15 protein-coding genes and 1 tRNA gene are annotated in these 18,518 nt (G+C 62.9%); all 16 read left to right on the forward strand.

What is annotated here, in order from left to right; translation table 11 throughout:
- The first annotated feature begins 59 nt into the window (after window positions 1-59).
- The 16 genes from BZG29_RS08015 to BZG29_RS08090 all read left to right on the forward strand — a co-directional run bounded on the left by BZG29_RS08015 (window position 60) and on the right by BZG29_RS08090 (window position 18,043).
- Complete coding sequence (locus BZG29_RS08015) at window positions 60-770, forward strand: response regulator (protein WP_077400918.1); 711 nt, start codon at window positions 60-62, stop codon at window positions 768-770.
- 93 nt (window positions 771-863) lie between these two features.
- Complete coding sequence (locus tag BZG29_RS08020) at window positions 864-2,483, forward strand: AMP-binding protein (RefSeq protein WP_077400921.1); 1,620 nt, start codon at window positions 864-866, stop codon at window positions 2,481-2,483.
- Window positions 2,480-4,867, forward strand: a complete 2,388-nt coding sequence (locus tag BZG29_RS08025) for a bifunctional salicylyl-CoA 5-hydroxylase/oxidoreductase (protein ID WP_077400924.1) — start codon at window positions 2,480-2,482, stop codon at window positions 4,865-4,867. The genes BZG29_RS08020 and BZG29_RS08025 overlap by 4 nt, the downstream gene beginning before the upstream one ends.
- Window position 4,868: 1 nt before the next feature.
- A complete protein-coding gene (locus tag BZG29_RS08030) occupies window positions 4,869-5,669 on the forward strand; it encodes an SDR family NAD(P)-dependent oxidoreductase (protein WP_077400927.1) in 801 nt (266 codons plus the stop codon).
- 12 nt (window positions 5,670-5,681) lie between these two features.
- A complete protein-coding gene (locus BZG29_RS08035; RefSeq protein ID WP_077409015.1) occupies window positions 5,682-6,194 on the forward strand; it encodes a MarR family transcriptional regulator in 513 nt (170 codons plus the stop codon).
- 2 nt (window positions 6,195-6,196) lie between these two features.
- Complete coding sequence (locus BZG29_RS08040; protein ID WP_077400930.1) at window positions 6,197-7,051, forward strand: enoyl-CoA hydratase family protein; 855 nt, start codon at window positions 6,197-6,199, stop codon at window positions 7,049-7,051.
- 1 nt (window position 7,052) lies between these two features.
- The gene (locus BZG29_RS08045; protein ID WP_077400933.1) at window positions 7,053-8,213 is read left to right on the forward strand and encodes an acyl-CoA dehydrogenase family protein; all 1,161 of its coding nucleotides are present in this window, start codon (window positions 7,053-7,055) and stop codon (window positions 8,211-8,213) included.
- Window positions 8,214-8,248: 35 nt separating this feature from the next.
- Window positions 8,249-8,641: a RidA family protein gene (locus BZG29_RS08050; RefSeq protein WP_035828787.1), complete on the forward strand. Its 393-nt coding sequence runs from the start codon at window positions 8,249-8,251 to the stop codon at window positions 8,639-8,641.
- 119 nt (window positions 8,642-8,760) lie between these two features.
- On the forward strand, window positions 8,761-9,534 hold the full coding sequence (locus BZG29_RS08055) for a PEP_CTERM-anchored TLD domain-containing protein (protein WP_253192821.1): 774 nt from the start codon (window positions 8,761-8,763) through the stop codon (window positions 9,532-9,534).
- 340 nt (window positions 9,535-9,874) lie between these two features.
- Window positions 9,875-11,242, forward strand: a complete 1,368-nt coding sequence (locus BZG29_RS08060) for an MBOAT family protein (protein ID WP_366928709.1) — start codon at window positions 9,875-9,877, stop codon at window positions 11,240-11,242.
- Window positions 11,243-11,250: 8 nt separating this feature from the next.
- The gene (locus tag BZG29_RS08065) at window positions 11,251-12,318 is read left to right on the forward strand and encodes a hypothetical protein (protein ID WP_077400942.1); all 1,068 of its coding nucleotides are present in this window, start codon (window positions 11,251-11,253) and stop codon (window positions 12,316-12,318) included.
- A 76-nt stretch (window positions 12,319-12,394) separates the two neighbouring features.
- Window positions 12,395-12,469, forward strand: a tRNA-Arg gene (locus BZG29_RS08070).
- 172 nt (window positions 12,470-12,641) lie between these two features.
- Window positions 12,642-14,534, forward strand: a complete 1,893-nt coding sequence (locus BZG29_RS08075; RefSeq protein ID WP_077400945.1) for an ATP-binding cassette domain-containing protein — start codon at window positions 12,642-12,644, stop codon at window positions 14,532-14,534.
- 176 nt (window positions 14,535-14,710) lie between these two features.
- On the forward strand, window positions 14,711-15,373 hold the full coding sequence (locus BZG29_RS08080; protein ID WP_171984959.1) for a CAAX prenyl protease-related protein: 663 nt from the start codon (window positions 14,711-14,713) through the stop codon (window positions 15,371-15,373).
- 40 nt (window positions 15,374-15,413) lie between these two features.
- A complete protein-coding gene (gene epsL, locus BZG29_RS08085) occupies window positions 15,414-16,652 on the forward strand; it encodes an XrtB/PEP-CTERM-associated polysaccharide biosynthesis outer membrane protein EpsL (protein ID WP_077400951.1) in 1,239 nt (412 codons plus the stop codon).
- A gap of 8 nt (window positions 16,653-16,660) precedes the next feature.
- On the forward strand, window positions 16,661-18,043 hold the full coding sequence (locus BZG29_RS08090; protein WP_077400954.1) for an undecaprenyl-phosphate glucose phosphotransferase: 1,383 nt from the start codon (window positions 16,661-16,663) through the stop codon (window positions 18,041-18,043).
- The last annotated feature ends 475 nt before the right edge of the window (window positions 18,044-18,518 follow it).

An 18,518-nucleotide genomic window follows, 5' to 3' on the forward strand; every position in this document is an offset into this window, starting at 1 on the left:
CGGCGAAACTGGGTAGAATACGGCCAGGCACCGAGACGCTGCCGCCAATGGAGAAAGCAATGAAAGTACTGGTGGTTGACGATGATGTCGTGTCGCGCATGGTATTGATGCATCTGATCGACAGCTGCGGCGTGCACGATATCGTGGAAGCCGAAGATGGCGCGGCGGCGTGGGAACAGCTCGAAGGCGGCTTGCGTCCGTCGCTGTGCTTTTGCGACTTGCGCATGCCGCGCCTGTCCGGCATGGAGCTGCTGCAGAAAATCCGCTCCGACAGCGCGCTCGATGCCATGCCGCTGGTGCTCGTGTCGTCTGCCAATGACCAGGACACGGTGCGCGACGCCGTGCAGGCCGGCGCCGCGGGCTACATCGTCAAGCCTTTCCAGCCGGAGCAGGTGCGCCAGCATATCGATGCCTGCTTCGACGTCTCGGCCTTGCCGGCCGAGGCGCCGCGCGACACCTTGCAGCGGCTGGGCATCGACAGCGAACGCCTGCTGGCGTATCTGACGGGCTTCCAGGGACAGATAGTCGCCGCCAGCGAACAGGTCGACGCCTTGCTGGCGCGCGGCGAACCAGCCCAGGCGCGCCAGCAGCTCGAACGGCTGCACCTCGGTTGCCGCACCCTGGGTTTGCATGGCGCGGAAGCCGGGATGATGGCCCTGCTGCAGGCCTCGGTGCTCGATGGCGACCAGATGCAGACGGCCCTGGCCGCGCTGGCGCGCAGCGTGGCGCAGCAGGCGCGTTTGCTGCGGCAGCAGGACGGGATTGACTGAATCTGCTGTTTTCTGCTTGCCGGGAAAATACTTTAGGTTTAAAGTATCTGCTTCCGGGCCTTGTGCACGCGCCCGCTACCAGCCAGGATGAGCATGAGCAGCGACCCTTCGCCTACCACCGCATCTCCCCAGGACGATTTTGCGCGCGCGCATTTGCCGCCGCGCGCACTCTGGCCGCAGCTGTGCCTTGACTTGCCCGAGCTGCAGTATCCGGCGCGCCTCAATTGCGTCGCCGCGCTGCTCGATGCCGCCGTGGCCAATGGCGGCGGCGGGCGCACCGCCATCCTTGCCGATGGCCAGCGCTGGACCTACGCGCAGCTGGCGCGGCAGGTTGACCGCGTCGCCCACGTGCTGCGCAGCGACCTGCGCCTGATCCCCGGCAACCGCGTGCTGCTGCGCGGCGCGAATACTCCCATGATGGCCGCCTGCTTGCTGGCCGTGCTGAAAGCCGGCTGCATCGCCGTGCCCACCATGCCGCTGTTGCGCGCGCGCGAATTGTCCACCATCCTCGCCAAGGCGCAAGTGAACGCCGTGCTGTGCGCGCAAGGCTTGCGCGGGGAACTCGATGGCGTACCCGGCTTGCCGGCCATGCTGTGCTTTGGCGCCGAGGGGGCCGAACTGGAACAGCGCATGGCAGTTCACGATACGCCCTTTGCCGCATGCGATACGGCGGCCGACGACGTCTGCCTGGTCAGCTTTACCTCGGGCACGACGGGTGTCCCCAAAGGCACCATGCACATGCACCGCGACCTGCTGGCCATCTGCGACTGCTTTCCCCGCTCCATGCTGCAGGTGCGCGTCGACGATATCTTCATCGGCACGCCGCCGCTGGCTTTTACTTTTGGCCTGGGCGGCCTGCTGCTGTTTCCCCTGCGCTTTGGCGCGGCCACCGTGCTGCTGGAGAAACTCACGCCCGAGGGCCTGCTGCGCGCCATCGGCGCCTATCAAGCCACCATCTGCTTCACGGCGCCCACCTTTTACCGCCAGATGGCGCCGCTGGCGGCCAGCCACGACTTGCGCAGCCTGCGCTTGTGCGTATCGGCCGGCGAGGCGCTGCCGCTGGCCACGCGCGACGCCTGGCAGGCCGCGACGGGACTGGCCATGACGGACGGCATTGGCGCCACCGAAATGCTGCACATCTTCATTTCCGCCACGGGCGAGGGCATCCGCCGCGGCGCCATCGGCAAGGCCATCCCCGGCTACCAGGCATGCATCGTCGATGACGCCGGCGTGCCGCAGCCGCCCGGCGTGACGGGCCGCCTGGCCGTGAAAGGCCCCACCGGCTGCCGCTACCTGTCCGACCCGCGCCAGCGCGAATATGTGCAGAACGGCTGGAACCTGACGGGCGACACCTTCGAGATGGATGCCGACGGCTATTTCTATTACCGCTCGCGCAGCGACGACATGATCGTCTCGGCCGGCTACAACATCGCCGGCCCGGAGGTGGAAGAGGCGCTGCTGCGCCACCCGGCCGTGGCCGAATGCGGCGTCGTCGGGCGCGCCGATGCCGAGCGTGGCCAGATCGTCGAAGCGCACGTGGTGCTGAAAGATGGTTTCCAGCCCGGCGATGCCCTGGCAGCCGAATTGCAGGACTTCGTGCGCCAGCAGATCGCCCCGTATAAATACCCGCGCGCCATCCGCTTCCTGCCGGCGCTGCCGCGCACGGAAACGGGCAAGCTGCAGCGCTTCAAACTTCGCACGGACACCGCATGAATATTGTCTGCATCGGCGGCGGCCCCGCCGGCCTGTATTTCAGCCTGCTCATGAAAAAGCAGAACCCGGATCACCGCATCACCGTCATCGAGCGCAACCGCCCGTACGACACGTTTGGCTGGGGCGTGGTGTTTTCCGACCAGACCCTGGGCAACCTGGCCAACGCGGACGAGCCGACGGCGCGCGCCATCCTGCAGGCGTTCAACCACTGGGACGATATCGAAATCCACTTCAAGGGCCAGACCGTGCGCTCGGGCGGTCATGGCTTTTGCGGCATCGGCCGCAAGCGCCTGCTCAATATCCTGCAGGCGCGCTGCGAGGAACTCGGCGTGCAGCTGGTGTTCGAGACGGAAGTGCGGGACGACCAGGCCATCGCGCGCCAGTACGGCGCCGACCTGGTGATCGCCAGCGACGGCTTGAACAGCCGCATCCGCACGCGCTATGCGGCCAGCTACCAGCCCGAGATCGAGCAGCGCCATTGCCGCTTCGTCTGGCTGGGCACGCGCAAGAAATTCGAGGCCTTCACGTTTGCCTTCCGCCAGACGGAATTCGGCTGGTTCCAGGCGCATATCTACCAGTACGACGGCGAGACCTCGACCTTCATCGTCGAAACGCCCGAACACGTGTGGCGCGCGGCGGGACTGGATGCCATGAGCCAGGAAGAGGGCATCGCCTTTTGCGAAGCGCTGTTCGCCGGGGAACTCGATGGCCACGGTTTGCTGAGCAATTCGCCGCACCTGCGCGGTTCGGCGCAGTGGATCACCTTCCCGCGCATCGTCTGCCGGGAATGGGTGCATGTACAGGATGGCGTGCCCGTGGTGCTGATGGGCGACGCGGCCCATACGGCGCATTATTCGATTGGTTCCGGCACCAAGCTGGCGCTGGAAGACGCCATCGAGCTGGCGCGCTGCTTCGGCCAGCATGGGGATAGCGACGCTGCGCTGGCCGCTTACCAGCAGCTGCGCGCCATCGAGGTGCTGAAAATCCAGAGCGCGGCGCGCAATTCCATGGAATGGTTTGAAAACGTCGAGCGCTACAGCGCCATGGACGCGCCGCAGTTCGCCTATTCCATGCTCACGCGCAGCCAGCGCATCTCGCACGAAAACCTGCGCCTGCGCGATCCCGCCTACGTGGCCGACTATGAGTCGTGGCTGGCGCGGCGCGCGGGCGAGCAGGCGGGCGTGGCGATGCGGGACGAGGCCCTGCCGCCCATGCTCACGCCCTTCCGGCTGCGCGGCGTGCTGCTGAAAAACCGCATCGCCGTCTCGCCGATGGCGCAGTACAGCGCCGTCGATGGCGTGGCGGGCGACTACCATCTGATGCACCTGGGCGCGCGCGCCATGGGCGGCGCCGGCCTCGTGTTTGCCGAGATGACGTGCGTGTCGGCCGATGCGCGCATCACGCCCGCCTGCCCTGGCATGTACAGCGAGGCGCACACGCAGGCCTGGCGCCGCATCGTCGACTTTGTGCATGCCAACAGCGATGCGAAGATCGCCCTGCAATTGGGCCACGCGGGCGCGAAAGGCTCGACGCGGCCCATGTGGGACGGCATCGACCAGCCGCTCAGGGAGGGCAACTGGCCGCTGGTCTCGGCCTCGGAACAGCAGTACCTGGCCGGCGTGTCGCAAATGGCGCGCGCGGCCACGGAAAGCGACCTGGCGCGCATCGAGCAGGACTTCGTGCGCGCCACCCTGGCCGCGGCCGTCGCCGGTTTCGACTGGCTGGAGCTGCATTGCGCGCACGGCTATCTGCTGTCGAGTTTTATCTCGCCGCTGACCAACCGCCGCACGGACGAATATGGCGGCAGCCTGGAAAACCGCTGCCGCTATCCGCTGCGCGTGTTCCGCGCCATGCGCGCCGCCTGGCCGCAGGATAAACCGATGAGCGTGCGCATCTCGGCCCACGACTGGGTCGAAGGCGGCATCACGCCCGACGATGCCGTCGTCATCGCGCGCCTGTTCAAGCAGGCGGGCGCCGACCTGATCGACTGCTCCTCGGGTCAGGTCAGCAAGCTCGAACGGCCCGTGTACGGGCGCATGTTCCAGGCGCCGTTCGCCGACCGCGTGCGCAACGAGGTGGGCATCGCCAGCATGGCCGTCGGCTCGATTTTTGAGGCGGACCACGCCAACAGCATCATCGCCGCCGGGCGTGCCGACCTGTGCGCCGTGGGCCGGCCGCACCTGGCCAACCCGGCCTGGACCCTGACGGAAATGGCGCGCATCGGCTACAGCGGCGCAGGCGCTGGGAAAGGCGCAGTCTGGCCGAAACAGTACCGTCCGGGCCAGCAGCAGCTGGAACGCAATCTGCAGCGCGAGCGGCAACTGGCTGCCGCCAATACGGGCCTCACGCCGCAACAGGTGGCCGCGCGGCTGCTGGAAGGATGACATGAGCAAGCAAGCATTGATGGACACGCTGTCAGAAAAACATGCGCTGGTGACGGGCGCCGGCAGCGGCATCGGCCTGGCCTGCGCGGGTGCCTTGCTGGACGCGGGCGCCCGGGTCACCCTGGCCGGGCGCGACGGCGCGCGGCTGGCGCGCGCGCGCATGCAGCTGGAAGAGGCGGGCCATGCGGGCAGGGTGGCCATCTGCGTGCTCGACGTGAGCGTGGAAGCGTCCGTGCAGGCCGGTTTCGCGCAGGCCGCCGCGCATTTCGGCCGCATCGATGTATTGATCAATAACGCGGGCCAGGCGCATGCTGCGCCTTTCGGCAAGACGGATGCCGCTATCTGGCAGCAGATGCTGGCCGTGAACCTGACGGGCGTGTTCCACTGCTGCCAGGCGGCCCTGCCGGGCATGCTGGAAGCGGGTTGGGGGCGCATCGTCAACGTGGCGTCGACGGCGGGCCTGAAAGGCTATCGTTACGTCAGCGCCTATGGCGCCGCCAAGCATGGCGTGATCGGCCTGACGCGCGCGCTGGCGCTGGAAGTGGCGCCGCGCGGCGTCACCGTCAACGCCGTCTGCCCCGGCTACACGGAAACGGAGATGGTGGCGCAGGCCGTGCAGAACATCGTGCGCAAGACGGGGCGCGGCGAAGAGGCGGCGCGCGCGGAACTGGCGGCAGCCAATCCGCAGCAGCGGCTGGTGCAGCCGCAGGAAGTGGCCGATGCGGTGGCGTGGCTGTGCCTGCCCGCGTCGTCCGCCATGAATGGACAATCGATCGCCGTCGCCGGTGGCGAAGTCATGTAGACAATGGATAAAATGGATAATCAACGCGACCTCCCGCAGGCAGAACCCGTGCTGGACCTGGCCAGCCGCCTGACGCAGGACCACCACCAGTCGCTCAAGCTGTGGCTGCGCATGTTGTCATGCACGGTCAAGATTGAAAACGAGGTACGCACGCGCTTGCGCGCCACCTTCGGCATCACCTTGCCCCGCTTCGATCTGATGGCGCAGCTGGAACGCTTTCCCGAGGGTCTGCGCATGGGCGAACTGTCCAAACGCATGATGGTAACGGGCGGCAATATCACGGGCATCACCGACCAGCTGGAGCAGGAAAAGCTGGTGGCGCGCGTGGTCGACCCGAAAGACCGGCGCTCGTACAGCGTCAAGCTGACGCCGGCGGGCCGGCGCGCCTTCGACGAGATGGCGCGCGTGCACGAAGGCTGGATCGCTGAATTGCTGCACGGCGTGACGCCGGACGACAAAAATCAATTGATCGACCTGCTGTCGCATATGAAGCAGCAGTTGAATAACACCCCTATAAAGGACTGAGCATGCGCCATCTACCCGGCCAGCCGCAAGACCTGCCAGGCAACCGCGCCAGCTTGGGCCATTACGCCGCGCGGCATTTTTTATTCTCCGTCGAGGAAGGCGTCGCCACCTTGACTTTGCACAGGCCCGAGCGCAAGAATCCGCTCACTTTTGACTCGTATGCGGAATTGCGCGAACTGTTTCGCGCGCTGGCGCATGCGGACGACGTCAAGGCCGTGGTGATCACTGGCAGCGGCGGCAATTTCTGCTCGGGCGGCGACGTGCACGACATCATCGGCCCGCTGACGCAGCTCGACATGCCCGGCCTGCTGGCGTTTACGCGCATGACGGGCGACGTGGTGAAGGCCATGCGCGCCTGCCCGCAACCCATCATCGCCGCCATCGACGGCATTTGCGCGGGCGCCGGCGCCATGCTGGCGCTGGCCTCCGATATCCGCCTCGGCACCGCGCGCAGCAAGACGGCCTTTTTGTTTACCCGCGTGGGCCTGGCCGGCTGCGACATGGGCGCCTGCGCCTTGCTGCCGCGCGTGATCGGCCAGGGCCGTGCCGCCGAACTGCTGTACACGGGGCGCTCGCTGGCCGGAGCCGAGGGCGAGCGCTGGGGCTGGCTCAACCGCCTGGTCGAGCCGGAAGAACTGGCGCAGGCGGCGCGGCTGTTCGCCGCCGGCCTGGCCAGCGGCCCCACCTTCGCGCACGGCATGACGAAAAAAATGCTGCAGCAGGAGTGGAACATGGGCGTCGACGAAGCTATCGAGGCGGAAGCGCAGGCGCAAGCCATTTGCATGGCCACCAACGATTTTCATCGGGCCTATCACGCCTTCGTGGCGAAAGAAAAACCGCAATTCGAGGGCGATTGACATGAGTAGCACGCGTGATACGACTTACCTGGACTGGCCGTTCTTCGAAGCGCGGCATGCCGAACTTGAACGCGAACTCGATGTCTGGGCTTCGCAGCACCTGCAGGAAGCCCATGGCGCCGACGTCGATGCCGCCTGCCGCGCGCTGGTGGCGCAACTGGGGCAGGGCGGCTGGCTGACCTACGCCACCGGCACCGATGGCAAGATCGACACGCGCGCCATTTGCCTGATGCGCGAAACCCTGGCGCGCCACAACGGGCTGGCCGATTTCGCCTTCGCCATGCAGGGACTCGGCTCGGGCGCCATCGGCCTGTTCGGCAGCTTGGAGAACAAGGCGCGTTATTTGCCGGACGTGGCCAGCGGCAAGCGCATCGCCGCCTTTGCCCTGTCCGAGCCGCAGGCCGGCTCCGACGTGGCGGCGATGGCGTGCGCGGCGCGCCGCGACGGCGACGAGTACGTGCTCGACGGCGAAAAGACGTGGATCTCGAACGGCGGCATCGCCGATTTTTACGTGGTGTTCGCCCGCACGGGCGAGGCGCCGGGCGCGCGCGGCATCAGCGCCTTCATCGTCGACGCGGACAATCCCGGCCTGGAAATCGCCGAGCGTATCGCCGTGATCGCGCCGCATCCGCTGGCGCGCCTGCGTTTCAATGCCTGCCGCGTGCCCGCCACGCAGCGCCTGGGCGAGGCGGGGCAGGGCTTCAAGGTGGCGATGGCCACCCTGGACGTGTTCCGCACGTCGGTGGCTGCCGCCGCGCTGGGCTTTGCGCGGCGCGCCTTCGACGAGGCGCTGCGCCACGCGACAAAGCGCCAGATGTTTGGTCAGACCCTGGCGGACTTTCAGCTGACGCAGGCAAAATTAGCGCAGATGGCCACCGGCATCGACGCGGCCGCGCTGCTCACCTACCGCGCCGCCTGGCAGCGCGACCAGGGCCGCAAGGTGACGAAGGAAGCGGCCATGGCCAAGCTGACGGCCACGGAAACGGCGCAGCAGGTGATCGACGCGGCCGTGCAGCTGTTCGGCGGTATGGGCGTGGTGAGCGACCACCCGGTCGAGCGCCTGTACCGTGAAATCCGCGCCTTGCGCATCTACGAGGGCGCCAGCGAAGTACAGCAATTGATCATCGCGCGCGAATTGCTGCGCGAGGCGGCGGACGCATGAGCAGCATGAACCGCATCAACAACGAGGAGAACACGATGCAAGTGCTGCAACCACCGGGATGGGCCAGGCCGCGCGGCTATGCGAATGGGGTGGCCGCCAGCGGACGCACGGTTTACGTCAGCGGCATGATAGGCTGGGATGCGCAGGGCCAGTTCCATACGGACGATTTTGCGGGGCAGGTGCGCCAGGCCTTGCAGAATATCGTCGCCGTGCTGGCGGAGGCGGGCGCCTTGCCCGAGCACATCGTGCGCATGAACTGGTATGTGCTCGACAAGAAGGAGTATGTGGCGGCGTATCCGCAAATCGGCGTGGCTTACCGCGAGCTGATCGGCAAGCATTTTCCTGCCATGACGGCCGTGCAGGTGGCCGGCCTGATCGAGGATCGCGCCAGGGTGGAAATCGAGGTGACGGCGGTGCTGCCGCCATGATGGCTGCAATAAACTATTGCATTAACTGCATTTCAATTGAAATAAATTAATGCAATTAATATATCACCCTGTGCTATATTGATATGCCGAAAATTCGCGGCATATACACAGGGGGAGCGATGCAACAACAAATCATGCTGAAAATCAAGGCGGTGCGGCCCGTCACCTTGCTCGCCGGTGCCTTGCTGTGCATCGGTAGCGTTCCTGTCGCCTCGGCGCAATCCTTGCTCAACGGCGCGCAGGAAGCGCAGCTGTCCGCCTGGCTGGGCGAAGGCCCGCTGGCGCTGACGGCCATCTACACGAAGTCGGCGGGCGACACCTCGCGCGACTTCCACCTGGCCGCCGACGGCAAGGGACGCACGTTTTCCGTGATGCAGGCGAGCAACGCCGCCGGCCAGACCTGGCTGGTGGGCGGCTACAACCCGCAAAGCTGGAATTCGTCGGGTACTTACAACATGACGCCGGAAGACCGCGACCGCACGGCCTTCATCTTCAACCTGACGTCGGGCCAGTATTTCCGGCAGACGCCGAAAACCTATGCGCTGGACTCGGTGGGGGCGTATCAAACCTTCAATGACATCGACGCCGGCCCCACGTTCGGCATCGGCGCCGACCTGGGCATGTCGGCGGACCTGAGCACCAATGGCATTTCTTCGCGCTACTCGTACATCGACCCGGTCAATGGCATCTTTGGCGCAAGCTTGCTCGATGGCGCGCCGTATGGCTCCTATCCGAATGTCACGTTTGGCGCCATGCAAGTATTCAGCGTCAGCGCCGTGCCCGAGCCCGCGATGTTGCAACTCATGCTGGCCGGCTTGTTGCTTATTGGTGCAGGCGCCGTGCGGCACAGGAAATTCAGCATGACGCCGTTTGCAACCATCCGTGTCAAGTAAGGCAGCACGCTGGTACTAGTTCGGCAGCGTGGCGGGAAACGGTGTGCAGGAATGGCTGACAGCGACGGCGCGCCTGGCCGTGGCAGTACGGCGCATGCCCGCACCTTATGCGGGCAAGAGTTCGTCTCGTTGCCATGTTCAGAATAATAATAAACAAATATCAGCGTTAAGAGCATAAACTTGCCATTGCTGGCCGCCAACGCGTTACGTATAAGCAACTTTATGGAATTGCACCGTGTTATTTAATTCATTTCCGTTCTTTCTGGTGTTCTTGCCGTTGGCGTTGCTGGGATACTTTCTCCTGTCAAAATACTCGCTGCGGCTATCCATAATTTTCCTGTTGCTGGCCTCGCTTGCATTCTATAGTTACTGGGATGTCGCCTACCTGCCGCTGCTGCTGCTGTCAATTTGTTGCAACTTCAGCATTGGCCGAGTCGTTTCGAAACGCCAGGAGACGGGCCGCAAGCGCGACGCAAAGCACTGGCTGTGGCTCGGACTCGCCTTCAATTTGTCGCTGCTGGTGTTTTTCAAGTATTTTGATTTTCTTATCAGCAATATTGCCACCCTGACGGGGGCGACATTGCAGCCGCTGGGGATTACCTTGCCGATCGGTATCTCGTTTTTTACCTTCACGCAAATCGCCTACCTGGTCGATTGCCACGCAGGCAAGGTCAAGGATTACCAGCCAGAAAGCTATGGTCTGTTCGTCACCTACTTTCCGCACCTGATCGCCGGTCCCATTCTGCATCACAAGGAGATGATGCCGCAGTTCGTGCAGGCCGAATCGCATGTTTTCAGCCGCGGGCGCCTGATCGTCGGCCTTGCATTCTTCACGATTGGCCTGTTCAAGAAAGTCATTCTGGCCGATGGCATCGCGCGCTACGTCGCACCCGTCTTCGACCTCCATCACGCCCATTTGAGCATGCTGGAGGCATGGGCCGGCGCGCTGGCCTATACCTTCCAGCTGTATTTCGACTTCTCGGCCTACTGCGACATGGCGTATGGCTTGTCCTATATGTTCGGCATTATCTTGCCCATTAACTTTCTCTCGCCATACAAGGCGACCTCTATCATCGATTTCTGGCGTCGGTGGCACATCACGCTGTCCAATTTCCTGCGCGATTATCTGTATATCCCCCTGGGCGGGAACCGCAAGGGTGGGTTCTTGCGCTACCGCAACCTCCTGATCACGATGCTGCTGGGCGGACTGTGGCACGGCGCCAACTGGACCTTTGTGGTCTGGGGCTGTTTGCACGGCGGTTATTTGATCGTCAACCATGCCTTGCGCCATCTGTTGGGCCAGCGCAGCAACCTGGCGATACGGGCCGGCGGCGCACTGGCGACTTTTTTTGCCGTGGTGCTGGCCTGGGTATTTTTTCGCGCCAGTTCCCTCGAGGTGGCGCTGGACGTGCTGCAAGCCATGGGCGGCGGCACGCTGACGCCCGCCATGCAGGAAAGCATGCTGGGCGTGAACCGCATCATGCAGCTGAGTTCCTGCCTGTGGTGGCTGGGCGTGTGCGCCGCCATCGTTTTCTTCCTGCCGAATGTATACGAGCTGCTGGGGCGAGGCTTGCGCCTGTCGACGGAGCAGCGCCTGGATAGTGGCCGGGGCAGCGTCTTGCTGGGGGCCATGTTGATGCTTTGCCTGGTCTTGCTGGCAATTAGCGAGACGCGTGGCGTTTCTGAATTCTTGTATTTTAATTTCTGACAAATCATATGCGCTCCATATTTGCGATAGGCCTGGGTGTGCTGGTCACGGCACTGGCGTTGGAAGCGTTCCTGCAATGCATGCCGGTGGTGTCCGGATTGCGCATGGAGCAGAGCAGCGAGCAGCGCCCATATGCCCGTTATCTGCCGCAGCAGGACTACGTGTATTCGCACGGCTGGGCCCTGGCGAATGCCCGGCATGGCAAGACGAATCGGCAGGGCTTTACCAACTCCCCCGATTTCAAGGATGGCGCGGCGGTTCTTGTCATCGGCGACAGCTTTATCGAAAGCCTGATGCTCGAGTATCCGGAAACTCTGCAAGGCCGGCTGGGTCAAGCCCTGGGCGGCGGCGTGTATGCCGCCTCTGCCTCGGGCAACGGCTTTGCCGACGCGCTGGAGGTGTTCCGTCATACGCGTGCGCAGCTGCATCCGCGCACGGTGGTGATGTTCGTCGAGCCGACGGACATGCTCGACATCCTGGCGCCGGCGCAGCGGGGCCATAGCATGTTTGTCAGCGAAGGGAACGATATCAAGCTGGTGCATGTTCCCTATGTTGAGTCCAAGGCCAAGCGGCTGGTCGCCTATTCGGCCCTGGCCCGTTACATCTATTACAACTTGAAATTTCCTGACTGGTTGATGAGCCAGTTGCGCCGCAGCCCTCCTGCCGCGGCGCAGGAGCCGGCCGCCAGCGCACCTGATGCACGCCGCGCCGCCGCGCTCGAATACTACATGACGCAATTGCACGCGCTGGGCGGCGCTGGCGATACGCGCTTTATTTTCCTGGTCGATGCGGACCGGAACATGCTGTACGCGCCGCAGAAGGCGGTACCCAACTGGAAAGCCGGCGATCGCGCATTTTTTATCCAGACGGCCCTGCGACACGGCCATCAGGTGGTCGACATGCAGCCGGTATTCGCGCGCCATTGGGCGCAGCAGCGCGAGCGCATGGATTTTCTGCCGATGGACGGCCACTGGAACCCGGTGGCGCACGATCTGGCGGCGCAGCAAATCCTGCCCTTGTTGCCTTCGGCATCGCCTGCGTTGCCGGCGCCATTGCGCCAGGTGGCAGGACACTGAGGCGCCGGCCCCGCGCACGCGCCCGATTGCCGGACTGTCAATGGCCGGAACTAGCCTGTATAATGCCGCTGCGCGTGTCGCCATCGTACAATGGATAGTACAAGGTCCTCCTAAGACTTAAATGCAGGTTCGATTCCTGCTGGCGACACCACGTTTCCACGCAACGCGCGTCGGCAGCCTGTGATCATCTAGGCGGTAATTACTGGTCGATGGCGATTGAAGTCCGAGTTATCGGTACAATGCGTGCTTCATTCATCCAATCGGCGGCTGTTTTGCACACCACGCGGTGTGCGCGAGACGGCGCCCGAGCACTCTTACTCATTATGGCTGTCATTTCTCTTTCATCGGCGCAACTTGCGTTCGGTCACGTCGCGCTGCTCGATCACGCGGAATTTTCACTGGAAACCTCGGAGCGGGTCGGCTTGATCGGCCGCAACGGCACGGGTAAATCGTCGCTGTTGAAGGTTATTTCGGGCAAGTTCAAGCTCGATGACGGCTTGTTGGTGATGCAGCAAGGCATCAAGATCGCGTATGTGGAGCAGGAACCGCAATTCGACCCGGAAATGTCCGTGTTCGACGCCGTCGCGTCCGGCATGGGCGAATCGCAGGCGTGGCTGAAGGAATACGATGCGTTGACGGGCCAGTTTGGCCAGGGCAATGACGACGAACTGATGGAACGCATGCACGACATCCAGGTCAAACTCGATGCGGCCGATGCGTGGAGCTTGCCGAACAAGGTGGAAACCGTGCTCGACCGTCTGAACCTGACGGGCGACATGGCCATGAAAACCCTGTCCGGCGGGATGCAGAAGCGCGTGGCGCTGGCGCGCGCGCTGGTGTCGGCGCCCGACGTGCTGCTGCTCGATGAGCCCACCAACCATCTGGACTTCAGCTCCATCCTGTGGCTGGAAGGCTTGTTGCGCGACTTCAAGGGCAGCGTGCTGTTTATTACCCATGACCGCTCCTTCCTCGACAACGTTGCCACGCGCATCATCGAGCTCGACCGCGGCCGTTTGCTGTCGTATCCGGGCAACTTCACGGCGTATCAAGTGCGCAAGGCGGAGCAGCTGGAAATCGAAGAAGTGGAAAACGCCAAGTTCGACAAGTTCCTGGCGCAGGAAGAAGTGTGGATACGCAAGGGCGTCAAGGCCCGCCGCGTGCGCGACGAAGGCCGCGTGCGCCGCCTGGAAGCGCTGCGCCTGACGCGCAATGCGCGCCGCGAACAGCAGGGACAAGTCAAGCTGGACGTCTCGGCCGGCGAACGCTCGGGCAAGATCGTGGCGGACCTGGAAAACGTTTCGAAGATCTATGGCGACAAGGTCATTGTCAAGGATTTCAGCGCCACCATCTTGCGCGGCGACAAGGTCGGCCTGATCGGCGCCAACGGCGCCGGCAAGACCACCCTGCTGAAGATGATCCTCGGCGAAGAGCAGTCGGACACGGGCACCATCCGCCTGGGTACCAAGCTGCAAGTGGCGTATTTCGACCAGATGCGCACGCAGCTGAACGAAGAGGCGAACTTGATGGAAACCATCGCGCCGGGCAGCGACTGGGTCGAGATCAACGGACAGCGCCGTCACGTGATGACGTATCTGAACGACTTCCTGTTCGCGCCGGAACGCGCCCGTTCGCCCGTCAAGTCGCTGTCCGGTGGCGAGCGCAACCGTTTGCTGCTGGCGCGTCTGTTCGCCAAGCCGGCCAACGTGCTGGTGCTCGATGAGCCGACCAATGACCTGGATATCGATACCCTGGAATTGCTGGAAGAGTTGCTGGAAGAATACACGGGCACCGTCTTCCTCGTCAGCCATGACCGCACCTTCCTCGACAATGTGGTCACGCAAGTGATCGTCGCCGAAGGCGAGGGCAAGTGGCGCGAATTCGTCGGCGGCTACACGGACTGGGAGCGCGTGCGCACCTTGCCGATCGCCACGGCGCCTGCCAGCAAGCCGGCCGTGAAGGTCGAGGCTGCCGCGCCGGCCGCCAAGCAGAAAAAGCTCAGCTACAAGGAACAGCGCGAGCTGGAAGAGTTGCCGAAACTGATCGCCAAGCTGGAAGACGAGCAATCGGTGCTGGCTGCCGAACTGTCGCATCCGGACTTCTACAAGAAGACGCCAGCCGAAGGCAAGCGCCTGAATGCGCGCGTGGCCGAGATCGAAGGCGAACTGCTGGAAGCGCTGGAAAAGTGGGAGCAGATCGAGGCGCGCGCGAATAGCTGATGCTTTTTTGCATACCCTGTTGTAATTAAGTCAGGATTATTTGCCACGGCAACGGTTCTGCTTGATATAATTATATAATTATATTTATTACATCGGGGGATGCATGTTTGTCATGAAAAACATGCGCGCCGGACCACCGCGTCCGGCGCGTAGCTCCTCCTCCGATGCGTGGCAGCATGTTTGACCGCGCCGCCTTGCCCCGGGTAGCGCCATTCCTGGCCTATCTCTCCTTCATTGCCATTGCCGACGTGCTCGGCCGCCTCGACGTTGCCGCGCAGGACTTGCGCTGGCTGTATGTCGTCAAGATCGGCGTCGTGCTGGGCTTGTTGTTGTACTGGCGCCGCAGTTATACGGAATTGCGGTGGACGCCGTTGGGCGCGCGTGCCATTCTCGGGGCGCTGGCGGGCGGTATTGTTGTTTTTTTGCTGTGGATCAATCTCGACGCCAGCTGGATGAGCATCGGCAAGCCGGACGGTTTCGACCCCCGCACCGATGGCCGCATCGAGTGGAGCCTGGTAGTGCTGCGCATCGCCGGCGCGGCGCTGGTGGTGCCCGTGATGGAGGAGCTGTTCTGGCGCTCCTTCCTGCTGCGCTGGATCGACAAGCCGGACTTTTTGCGGGCCGATCCGCGCCTGGCCAGCGCCAAGGCCTTCGCCATCAGCGTGTTGCTGTTTGGCTTTGAGCATAATTTATGGCTGGCCGGCATGGTGGCCGGTGCAGTCTATAGTTTGTTGTACATGCGTAGCCAGTCCCTGTGGTCACCCATCCTCGCGCACGGCGTGACGAACGGCGTGCTGGGCCTCTGGATTATTTCCGGTGGGCACTGGATTTACTGGTAGTATTGCCTATCAACTGTGTGATCTTTCAAAGACAAAATCCATGTTGAATTCCTTGCGTAAAAAAGCCGTTGCCGCCGCCTTCACGGCCAGCCCGCGTTTGCCGGTTGCGCTGTTACTCTTGGGCACCCTGGCCAGCGGCGCCGCCGTGGCCGATATCAGCGATACCATCAAGCCTTTCGTTGCCACGTCCTATTCGTACGACGACAACCTGATGCGCCTGCCTGACGCTGTGCCGGGTTTTTCCGGCCCCCGCTCGGATACGTCGAGGATGCTGCAGGCGGGCTTCCTGTTCAACCGTCCCATCGGCCGCCAGATACTGACGGGGCAGGCCAAGTGGTCGAAGGTGAGCTTCAACCGCTTCAGCCAGTTCGACTACGACGGCAAGGATTACCTGGCCGACCTGGAATGGCACATCGCCAACCACCTGGAAGGCCATGTGGGCGCCAGTTATTCGCAGACCCTGACGCCGTTCAGCGACTTCCAGAGCTCGGTGCGCAATTTGCGCACGCAGCGCCGCGAGTACGTGAATGGCGCATGGCGCTTCCACCCCAGCTGGCGCGTGCGCAGCGGCCTGTCGCGCGACCGCTACTCGTATGACCTGCCGTCGCAGGCGTTTTCCAACTGGGTGGAAGACGCGACGGAATTTGGCGTCGACTACCTGGCGCGCAGCAACAGCCGCGTCGGCCTGCAGCTGCGCCACCTGAATGGCAAGTATCCGAACCGCGGCGCGCTCGACGCCAATGTGTACGGCAACGGCTATCGCCAGGACGAGGTCAAGGCCAACGTCCTCTGGGATTTCAGCGATATCACGCAGATGGAATTCCTCGGTGGCTGGGTGCGCCACCGCAACAACTTGCTGTCCGGTCGCGATACCAGCGGCACGAATGGCCGGCTGAGCGTGTACTGGAAGCCGTTGGGCAAGGTCAATTTCACGGGCATCGTCTGGCGCGAATTCGGTTCCGTCGACAATTCGCTGGTGACGAGCAGCCTGAACACGGGCGCCAGCCTGGGCGCGACCTGGACGGCCACGTCGAAGGTGCGCGTGGATGCGCAGCTGCGCCAGGAACGGCGCGATTTCGAGGCCGTCAGCGGCCTGGTGCTGCCCGGCGACGGGCGCGACACCACGCGCACGGCCTCGCTGGGCGCGACGTATGCGCCGCACCGGAAAATCCAGCTTGGCGTGCGCGTGTTCCACGAGCGGCGCGAAGGCGTCGCCATCATCGATAGCGGCAGCTACCGGGCCAAGGGCATTTCCTTCAATGGCAGCGTACAGTTTTAAAGATCAACATGACTGTCAATGATATACCCCTGATTTCGTTTTTCCAGCGCGTCCTCGACCCGATCATCATCATGGGCTTGCTGTACCTGATGACGGTTTTGTCGGGTTCGACCTTCACCGGCTATACGCTGGTGCTGATGATACTGGCCGTCTTCATTTCGTCGACGGTATACCAGCATGTCGACCCCTACCGTACCTGGCGCAGCGGCCGCATGCTGGCGTATGCGCGCGATATCCTCGTCGGCTGGACGATCGTCGCGCTGATCCTCACCTTCCTGGGCTCGGCCACGGGCCTGGCCTATCATTTCGATACCGAAGTGGTGCTGGCCTGGTTTGTCCTCACGCCCTTCGTGCTGCTGGCCGGGCACCTGGCCGGGCGCAGGTTCAGCCTGCGCCCGGACGGCGACAGCGAAGTGCGCTCGGTGGTCATCATCGGCGCCAACGACGCCAGCCTGAAGTTTGCCGCCACCGTCGAGCGCAATGCCAACCTGTTCATGCACGTGCACGGCTTTTTCGATGACCGCACGGACGACCGCTGGCCGGAAAAGATGCGCGAACCCATGCTGGGGCGCATGGATGATATCGCCTCCTACGTGCGCGAGCACAACATCAAGATGATCTTCATCAGCCAGCCGATTTCGGCCCAGCCGCGCATCCGCAAGATGCTCGACGAGCTCGAAGATACGACGGCTTCCGTGTATTTCCTGCCCGATATTTATATCTTCGACCTGATGCAGGCGCGTTTCGACAACGTGGGCGGCATGCCCGTCATCGCCATCCGTGAATCGCCGTTCACGGGCTTTAACAGCATGGTCAAGCGGGGCAGCGATATCGTGCTGGGGCTGATGATCCAGATCCTGCTGCTGCCGGTGATGCTGGTCATCGCCATCGCCGTCAAGACCACCTCGAAAGGTCCGGTGATTTTCCGCCAGCGCCGCTATGGCCTGTATGGCGAGGAAATCGTCGTCTACAAGTTCCGCTCCATGACGGTGGGCGAAGATGGCGACAATGTAGTGCAGGCCACCAGGAACGACCAGCGCGTGACGCGCGTCGGCGCCTTCCTGCGCCGCAGCTCGCTCGACGAGCTGCCGCAATTTCTCAACGTCTTGCAGGGCCGCATGAGCATCGTCGGGCCGCGCCCCCATGCCGTCGTGCACAACGAGCAGTACCGCAAGCTGATCAAGGGCTACATGCTGCGCCACAAGGTCAAGCCCGGCATTACGGGCTGGGCCCAGGTCAACGGTTTGCGGGGCGAGACGGAAACGCTGGACAAGATGGAGGCGCGCATCCATTTCGACCTCGATTACCTGCGCAACTGGTCGCTGTGGCTGGATCTGTGGATTATCGCGCGCACGGTCAAAGTGGTGCTGGCGCGAGAGAACGCCCATTGAGCGTCAGTATGCTGCCGGCAGGAAAAAATAGCGTTTGAATATACTTTGCACGGAGTCAATACGCGTTAAAATGGAGCATCTATAGAGCACCAGCGCATTACGCGACCACTCCGCGCTCACCTTGCCACGAGTCGTGCCGGCCATGCGCCATTACTTTCCTCTTGGAAAGGGTTCACGATGTGAGCAGTATCCGGCCTTGCCCCTGCCGGACGTGCGTCACCCTGACGGGAAACCGTCCGGGACGGCACGCGCCAACTATCGATTTTAAAGTCGGTCTGAACCACGCAATACATAATTTTTTGCAATCAAGTAGACTGTGGAAATAGTTGTTTTTATATCTCATTAGTAGATTTTTAAGCAAATATTTTGCTTGTCGTCATGCATTATGTGTATTATGTTTACAATATTGTTAATTATTTGACGAATAACTATTTTTCGGGGCATCCGTGCAGTGCAGCCTGGCCATGGCCCGTTA

It is taken from the genome of Janthinobacterium sp. LM6 (assembly GCF_002002885.1).
Taxonomy (GTDB): Bacteria; Pseudomonadota; Gammaproteobacteria; order Burkholderiales; family Burkholderiaceae_D; genus Janthinobacterium; species Janthinobacterium kumbetense.

Coding starts and splice junctions, on each gene's coding strand:
- BZG29_RS08035 (WP_077409015.1), top strand. CDS start 5,682: ATGGATAATCAACGCGACCTCCCGCAGGCAGAACCCGTGCTGGACCTG.
- BZG29_RS08025 (WP_077400924.1), top strand. CDS start 2,480: ATGAATATTGTCTGCATCGGCGGCGGCCCCGCCGGCCTGTATTTCAGC.
- BZG29_RS08040 (WP_077400930.1), top strand. CDS start 6,197: ATGCGCCATCTACCCGGCCAGCCGCAAGACCTGCCAGGCAACCGCGCC.
- BZG29_RS08045 (WP_077400933.1), top strand. CDS start 7,053: ATGAGTAGCACGCGTGATACGACTTACCTGGACTGGCCGTTCTTCGAA.
- BZG29_RS08020 (WP_077400921.1), top strand. CDS start 864: ATGAGCAGCGACCCTTCGCCTACCACCGCATCTCCCCAGGACGATTTT.
- BZG29_RS08090 (WP_077400954.1), top strand. CDS start 16,661: ATGACTGTCAATGATATACCCCTGATTTCGTTTTTCCAGCGCGTCCTC.
- BZG29_RS08030 (WP_077400927.1), top strand. CDS start 4,869: ATGAGCAAGCAAGCATTGATGGACACGCTGTCAGAAAAACATGCGCTG.
- BZG29_RS08015 (WP_077400918.1), top strand. CDS start 60: ATGAAAGTACTGGTGGTTGACGATGATGTCGTGTCGCGCATGGTATTG.
- BZG29_RS08050 (WP_035828787.1), top strand. CDS start 8,249: ATGCAAGTGCTGCAACCACCGGGATGGGCCAGGCCGCGCGGCTATGCG.
- BZG29_RS08065 (WP_077400942.1), top strand. CDS start 11,251: ATGCGCTCCATATTTGCGATAGGCCTGGGTGTGCTGGTCACGGCACTG.
- BZG29_RS08080 (WP_171984959.1), top strand. CDS start 14,711: ATGTTTGACCGCGCCGCCTTGCCCCGGGTAGCGCCATTCCTGGCCTAT.
- epsL (WP_077400951.1), top strand. CDS start 15,414: ATGTTGAATTCCTTGCGTAAAAAAGCCGTTGCCGCCGCCTTCACGGCC.
- BZG29_RS08055 (WP_253192821.1), top strand. CDS start 8,761: ATGCAACAACAAATCATGCTGAAAATCAAGGCGGTGCGGCCCGTCACC.
- BZG29_RS08075 (WP_077400945.1), top strand. CDS start 12,642: ATGGCTGTCATTTCTCTTTCATCGGCGCAACTTGCGTTCGGTCACGTC.